Origin of the sequence: Dactylosporangium sp. NPDC050588 (assembly GCF_040654975.1) — a bacterium.
GTDB classification, from domain to species: domain Bacteria; phylum Actinomycetota; class Actinomycetes; order Mycobacteriales; family Micromonosporaceae; genus Dactylosporangium; species Dactylosporangium maewongense.
In genome coordinates this window covers 22,390-29,377 of the sequence record NZ_JBFAJA010000130.1, presented here as the reverse complement: position 1 = coordinate 29,377, position 6,988 = coordinate 22,390, and the positions used below count along the sequence as shown (strand labels likewise).

5 protein-coding genes are annotated in these 6,988 nt (G+C 71.6%); 2 read left to right on the top strand and 3 right to left on the bottom strand.

Annotated features, from left to right (window positions below):
* Positions 1-3,631 (top strand): LamG domain-containing protein (locus AB0I21_RS53015; protein WP_360572970.1); only part of this gene is annotated, 3,631 nt, incomplete at its 5' end.
* Between the two features lie 64 nt (positions 3,632-3,695).
* On the opposite strand, the gene AB0I21_RS53010 is transcribed toward AB0I21_RS53015, so the two are convergent.
* Positions 3,696-4,019, bottom strand: coding sequence for a GYD domain-containing protein (locus AB0I21_RS53010; RefSeq protein ID WP_360572968.1), 324 nt, complete (start codon positions 4,017-4,019; stop codon positions 3,696-3,698).
* A gap of 123 nt (positions 4,020-4,142) precedes the next feature.
* Positions 4,143-4,673: a TetR/AcrR family transcriptional regulator gene (locus AB0I21_RS53005; RefSeq protein WP_360572966.1), complete on the bottom strand. Its 531-nt coding sequence runs from the start codon at positions 4,671-4,673 to the stop codon at positions 4,143-4,145.
* Here AB0I21_RS53005 and AB0I21_RS53000 point away from each other — a divergent pair.
* Positions 4,639-5,976 (top strand): MFS transporter, encoded by a 1,338-nt coding sequence (locus AB0I21_RS53000; protein WP_360572964.1) that lies wholly within the window; start codon positions 4,639-4,641, stop codon positions 5,974-5,976. The two genes, AB0I21_RS53005 and AB0I21_RS53000, sit on opposite strands and share 35 nt — an antisense overlap.
* On the opposite strand, the gene AB0I21_RS52995 is transcribed toward AB0I21_RS53000, so the two are convergent.
* Positions 5,962-6,978 carry an aldo/keto reductase gene (locus AB0I21_RS52995; RefSeq protein ID WP_360572962.1) on the bottom strand — a complete coding sequence of 339 codons (1,017 nt, stop codon included), beginning with the start codon at positions 6,976-6,978 and terminating at the stop codon, positions 5,962-5,964. The genes AB0I21_RS53000 and AB0I21_RS52995 overlap by 15 nt on opposite strands.
* Positions 6,979-6,988: the final 10 nt, after the last annotated feature.

Here is a 6,988-nt window from a genome sequence, read left to right as displayed (position 1 = left end):
CTCCACCAACGCCAACCGCGACGACGGCATCGTCCGCGTCGGCGTCAACACCGACGGATCCGGCACCTACCGCTCCTTCTTCGCCTTCGACCTCAGCTGGCTGCCCGGCAAACAGATCCGCGGCGCCAAGTTCATCACCACCATGACCCACTCCTGGTCCTGCACCGCCACCCCCGTCAGCCTGTACCGCACCGGCGACCTCACCACCAGCGGCAAACAGACCTGGTCCGGCCCCGCCCTCAACCTCTTCGTCGAGACGAAATCCGGCAACGCACACAAACCCTCCACCGGCGCCGGCTGCAGCAACGACCCACAACCCAACATGTACCTGGAGTTCGCCAACCAGACCCTGGTGAACGACATCATCAACTTCGGGCAGGGCCGCGGCAGCTACACCCTCGGCCTCTCGGCCCGCGACAGCGACGGCACCGACGAGAGCACCGGCAACCGGTGGAAGAAGTTCGACCAGGCCTCCACCGCCATGTCCATCGAATACAACACCCTGCCCGACACGCCGCAGGCGTCGGCGCTGACGACACACCCCGACTACACCGCCGCGGGTCAGGCCTGCGCCACCGGCGGCGGCCGGCCGACCGTGCGGTCGACCGCGCCGTGGCTCAAGGCCAGCGTCTCCGACCCCGACGGCGACCAGAGCGGCCAGCTGTCCGCGTCGTTCGCGCTCCAGCAGTGGAACGGCACCGCCTGGACCGCCGTCGCCGGCTGGCCGAAGAGCGACACCGGCGTCCCGTCCGGGACGCTCGCCGAGGTCGGGGTCCCGGACGGCACGATCACCGGGTCGATGGCCCGCTGGCAGGTGCAGGTCAGCGACGGCCTGGGCGGCAGCTCGGGCTGGTCACCGTGGTGCGAGTTCACGCTCGACATCACCCCGCCCGGCACCAGGCCGACCGTCGCCGCGGCCGACGGCCTGTACCTCGAGTCGCCGCCCAACGACACCATGCGCGGCTCGGCCGGGCGCAGCGGCCAGTTCACCTTCGGCGCCAACGGCGAGACCGACGTCGTCGACTACGAGTACCAGCTCGACGCCGGCCCGAAGTCGTGGGTCAACGCCGTCACCAACGGCGGGACGGCCACGGTCTGGGTCACCCCGACCCACGTCGGCGAGCACGTCCTGACGGTCCGCTCCCGCGACGGCGCCCAGAACGCGTCGCCGCCGAAGGACTACCGGTTCCTCGTCGACGTCCCGGCCGCGCCGAAGGCCGTCTGGAAGATGGACGAAGGCAGCGGCACCAGCCTGGCCACGTCGCCGGCCGGCGGCCCGGCCATGACGGCCGCCAACGGCCCGGCGTGGACCGACGGCCGCGTCCCGGGCACCCACGCCGTCACCGGCAAGGACCGCGGGCTGCGGTTCGACGGGGTCGACGACCTCGCCGCCACCGCGGGCGCCGTGCTCGACACGTCGAAGAGCTTCAGCGCCGCCGCCTGGGTCCGGCCGACCGGCGGCCTCGACACCACCCGCACCGTCCTGTGCCAGGAAGGCGCCTCCGCCTGCGGGTTCGCGGTCACCTACGCCCCCGCCCCGGTCAACCGCTGGACGCTGACCATGTACGGCTCGGACACGGCCAACGCGCCGGTCGCGCAGACGACGTCGGGCGCGCCGCCGGTGCTCAACCAGTGGACGCACCTGGCGGCGTCGTGGGACGCCGGCACGAAGACCGCGAAGCTGTACGTGAACGGCATCCTGGCCGGTCAGTCCACCCGCGCCACGAACTGGAACGCCACCGGGGCGCTCGTCGCCGGCCGCGGCAAGCTCAACGGATCCCGGACCGGCACGTTCCTCGGCGACATCGGCGAGGTCCAGGTCTGGGACCGCGTGGTCGTCCCGGCCCTCGACCTGAAGCCGCTCGCCGCCCCGGTCACCACCGGCGACTGGGACATGGAGGACTACACCACCGCCGAGCCCCGGCAGGTCACCGACAACAGCAGGTATCAGCACCCGCTGACGCTGCCCGCCGACCCGACCGTGACGGTGTGCGACGGGTACAACTTCAGCACCGGCCTCTGCTTCAACGGCACCTCCGGCGTCGCCACGGCCGACCCCGCGGTGCGCACGGACCAGTCGTTCGCGGTCGAGGGCTGGGTCCGGCTCACCGACACCACCGTGTCCCGTGCCGCCTTCTCCCAGCAGGGCAGCCGGGGCGCCGCGTACACCGTCCGCTACGACAAGACCGCCAACCGGTGGTCGTTCGCGGTCACCGGCGCCGACACCGACACCCCGACCGTGGTCCAGGTGAACTCGCTCGCGGCGCCGCTGCTCAACAGCTGGACCTACCTGCAGGCCGTCTACGACGCCCACGCCGGACGGATCCGGCTGTACGTCGACCGGCAGTTCCAGAGCGAGGCGAGCGTCGCCGCGGTCTGGAACGCCGGCGGCACGTTCAACATCGGCCGCACGCTGCGGGCCGGCGCCGCCGCGGAGTTCTTCGCCGGCGACATCGACGAGGTCCGGGTGGTCGCCGGCGTCGCACAGACGCAGACCCCGGCCGGCTACTACCAGACGATCACCCCGACCCGGTTCCTGGACACCCGCAGCGGTCTCGGCAACGGCGGCAACACCGCGCCGATCCAGCCGAACGGCACGGCCAGGCTGACGATCGCCGGAGCGAACGGCGTCCCGGCCGCCGACGTCACCGCCGTGGCGGTCAACGCGACCGTGATCTCGCCGACGGCATCCGGCTACCTGACGCTGTACCCGTCCAACACGCCGCAGCCGGTGACGTCGAACGTGTACTTCCAGGCGAACGCCGTGCTGGCCAACTTCGCGATCGTCCCGGTCGGACCGGATGGCACGATCAGCATCTTCAACGGCAGCGGCGGGACCGCGCACGTCGTGGTCGACGTGTCGGGCTACTTCACCTCCGACGAGGCGAAGGCCGGCAACAGCACCTACCACTCGCTCCACCCGACCCGCATCCTCGACACGAGGTCGGGGCTGGGGGCGCCGACCGCCCCGCTGGCGGGCGGCAACACCATCGCGCTGCAGGTCGGCGGCGTCAACGGCATCCCCACCGGCATCACCGCGGTGGCGATCAACCTCACCTCGGCGAACGCGACCTCCGGCGGGCACCTCATCACCCGGGCCGACGGCACACCCCTGCCCACCGTCTCCGGGCTGCAACTGACCACCGGTGTCGTGCTCGCCGACCTCGCGATCGTAGCCGTGGCCGGCAACGGAAAGATCGACATCACGATGCAGGGCGGGGTCGGCAGCACCGACGTCGTCGGCGACGTGGTCGGCTACTTCACCGCCGGCACGAGCGGCAGCAAGTACCACGCGGTCAGTGCCACCCGGCTGCTGGACACCCGCCAGGACAACACCCCGGTCGCCGCGTTCGGTGTCCGGTCCATCGGGCAGGGCCCCAACGTCATCGCCGACGACGCGACCCTCGTCCTCAACTTCACGGTCACCCAGGGGACCACCGCGGGGTTCGCCGTGGCCTACGCCAGCGGCACCACCCCGCCCGCGGCCTCCACCATCAACTGGTTCGCCGGCCAGACGATCGCCGCACTGTCACTGCCGAGGACCGGCGGCGGGGTCACGGACTTCTACAACGCCGGCGGCGGCAGCACACACCTGGTGGTGGACTGCCTGGGGTACTTCTCCAGCACCTGACCGCCGGCGCCCGGCGGGGCACAGGTGATCCATCCCTGTCCCCCGCCGGGCAGCCTCCAGTCGCCTATCGGGCACCGGGTGCCCGGTAGGCGACCTTCTGCCGGGTGGCATGATCGATCTCGTCCGGCGTCAGCAGTGCGATCACCTCCGTTTCGACCGCCCCGGAGGCGGTGACGGCAAGGCGAACCGCCGCGGCCGTCGAGTTGTCGGGCAGCTCCACGACGATGTAGGTGTCCGCAGCCCCGAAGCCGAAGTAGTACGACTCCACGCTGCCTCCGAGACGGCTGACCAACTCCTCGGTCTGCTTGACGCGGCCGCTGCCACCTTCGTCGAGGAGGCCTCGAACGCCTTCGGTGGTGTAGGAACTTCGGAACAGGTACTTCGCCATCGCGTCTCACCTTCTTCCAGGTTCGTTTCCGCTGCCGGCGGCCACCTGCGGGCGAAATTTCCTCATACCGGCGGCACAAACCTTCGGAGGTGCGCGTTCTCAGCGCCGTGTCACGGTGCCTTGTCACGGTGCGACGAGTGGGCCGTCCTGGCGGCTCAGTGCGAGCAGCAGCTGGCGGGACTGTTCCAGCGATTCCAGGTCGCCGCCCCCGTACAGGCCGGCGATGGACGCGCCGTCGGCCGCGTGCATGATCAGGCGCGCTCGCTGCGGGTGCAGGCCGTCCGCGTCGAAGGCGTCCGCCCACCGTCTGCTGTCCTGCCGCAGCAGTTCGTCGACGCCGGGGACGCTGAACAGCGTCGCGACGAGGACCGCGAACTCGGAGTTCCCGTCGCCGCTGACGAGCTCGTCGAAGGTCGCGTTGACATAGCCGCGCACCAGGCGGCCCGGCGCGTTGTCGTGGGGGTCGATCGCCGCGTGGACGGCCGCCCTGAACTGTTCGATCAGGTCCTCCGCCAGCGCCAGCAGCATCTGGTCGCGGGACTTGAAGTGGTGCAGGACGCCGCCTTTCGACACCCCGGCGTGCCGGGCAATCGTGTCGACGCTGGCGCCGGCGCCCTGCGTGCCGACGACCTTCGCCGCGGCGTCCAGCACCACCCTCGCCGACCGCATCGGCCGCAAGCGGCTGCTGCTGCTCGGAGCCGCCGGCTTCGGCGCCGCGTCGGCGCTCGCCGCGTTCGCGCCGACGGCGGGATGGCTGATCGCCGCCCGCGCGCTGCTCGGCGTCGCCGGGGCCACCGTGATGCCGTCGACGCTGTCGATCATCCGCGACATGTTCACCGACCCCCGGCAGCGCACGCGGGCGGTCGCCGTGTGGTCGGCGGGCGCCTCCGGCGGCGCGGCGCTCGGCCCGCTGGTCGGCGGGGCGCTGCTGGAGCACTACTGGTGGGGCTCGGTGTTCATCATCAACCTGCCGATCATGCTGCTGGTGCTGATCAGCGTCGCCGTGCTGGTGCCTGAGTCGCGCAACCCCGAACCGGGCCGGTTCGACCCGTTCAGCGCCGCGCTGTCGATCGCCGCCATCGTGCCGCTGGTGTGGGCGGTCAAGCACTTCGCCACGTCCGGCATCGACCTCGCGGGTCTGATCGCCGTCCTCATCGGCGCCGCCGCCGCGGTCGTCTTCGTCCGCCGGCAGCGGGCGCTGCGCACTCCGCTGATCGACGTCACCCTGTTCACCAGGCCCGCGTTCACCGGCACCGTGCTCGCCTCGCTCGTCGCGGTGTTCGCGTTCAGCGGCCTGCTGTTCTTCTTCTCCCAGTACCTGCAGCTCGTCCGCGGCTACTCGCCCCTGCAGGCAGGGCTGCGCGAGCTGCCCGGCACCCTCGCCTCGATCGCGGTCGTGGTCGTCGCCGTCCGCGTCATCGCCCGCCTCGGCGTCGGCGCGACGCTGGGGGCGTCGTTGTTGCTCACCGCGGCCGGCTTCGGCTTGCTCGCGCTCGCCGAGGGGTTCGCCGGCTACCTCGGGCTGGCCCTCGCGCTGGTGCTGGTCGGTGTCGGGATCGGTATCGCCTACACCGCCGCCACCGACGCCGTCCTGAGCGCGGTCCCCCGCGAACGGGCCGGGGCGGCGTCAGCGATCTCCGAGATGTCGTACGAGCTCGGCGTCGCCCTCGGCATCGCGGTGCTCGGCACCCTGCACGCGGTGTTCTACCGCGGCGGCCTGCCCGACCTGGCCGGCCTGCCGGATCCCGCCCGGACGGCGGTCACCGAGTCCCTCGCCGCCGGCAGCCAGTCCCTGGCCGGCGCCGGGCAGCAGCAGATCCTCGCCGCCGCCCGGGACGCCTTCGCACAGAGCATGCAGGTGACCTCGTTGATCGCCGCCGCGCTGCTCGTCGTCGCCGCCGTCATCGCCTGGAAGGTCGTGCCGTCCAGCCGGCAGCCGGGGCTATCTGGTCGGTAGCGGCGCGTCGCGGTTGGTCATGGCGTCCTGGGCCTCGGGGTACCGGGCTCCGACGATGCTGACCTGATCGGCCGCGGCCCGCAGGTCGGCCAACTGGTCGGCCGTGAGCTCCACCGATGCGGCGGCCGTGTTCTCCTCCAGCCGCTGCCGGGTCTTGGTGCCGGGGATGGGCACGATCCAGGGGTGCTGGTGCAGCAGCCACGCCAGTGCCAGCTGTGCAGGGGTGGCTCCGGCCTTGGCGGCGATCTGGTTGAGGACCTCGACCAGGGCGAGGTTGGCGGCGAGCGCCTCGCCCTGGAAGCGTGGCGTCTGGCCGCGGAAGTCGCTGTCGGCGAACGTGGTCGTGGTGTCAATGGTGCCGGTCAGGAAGCCCTTGCCCAGCGGGCTGTACGGCACCAGGCCGATGCCCAGCTCGGCCAGGACGGGGATCGTGTCCTGCTCGCGGTCGCGCCACCACATCGAGTACTCGCTCTGCACGGCCGTGACCGGCTGCACCGCGTGCGCCCGGCGGATCGTGGCGGCGGCGGCCTCGGACAGGCCGAAGTGCAGGACCTTGCCGGCCTCGATCAGTTCCTTGACGGTGCCGGCGACGTCCTCGATCGGCACGTCGGGGTCGACCCGGTGCTGGTAGTACAGGTCGATGTGGTCGGTGCGGAGCCGGCGCAGCGAATGCTCCACCGCCTGGCGGATACTGTCCGGGCGGCTGCACAGCCCGCCCGGCTCCACCCCGTTCTCGGCGAAGGCGAACCCGAACTTGGTGGCGATCTTCACCTGGTCCCGCAGCGGTTCCAGCGCCTCCCCGACGATGTCCTCGTTGCTGAAGGGCCCGTACACCTCGGCGGTGTCGAAGAAGGTGACGCCGAGTTCGGCGGCGCGACGGATCAGCGCGATCGAGTCCTGGCGCGCGGGGCCGCCGGTGCTGCCGTACGCGCCGGTGAGGCTCATACAGCCGTAGCCGATCTCCGAGACGGTCAGGCCGGTTCCGAGAGTTCGCTGCTTCACGGTGGTTCCT

Coding starts and splice junctions, on each gene's coding strand:
- AB0I21_RS53010 (WP_360572968.1), bottom strand. CDS start 4,019: ATGGCGAAGTACCTGTTCCGAAGTTCCTACACCACCGAAGGCGTTCGA.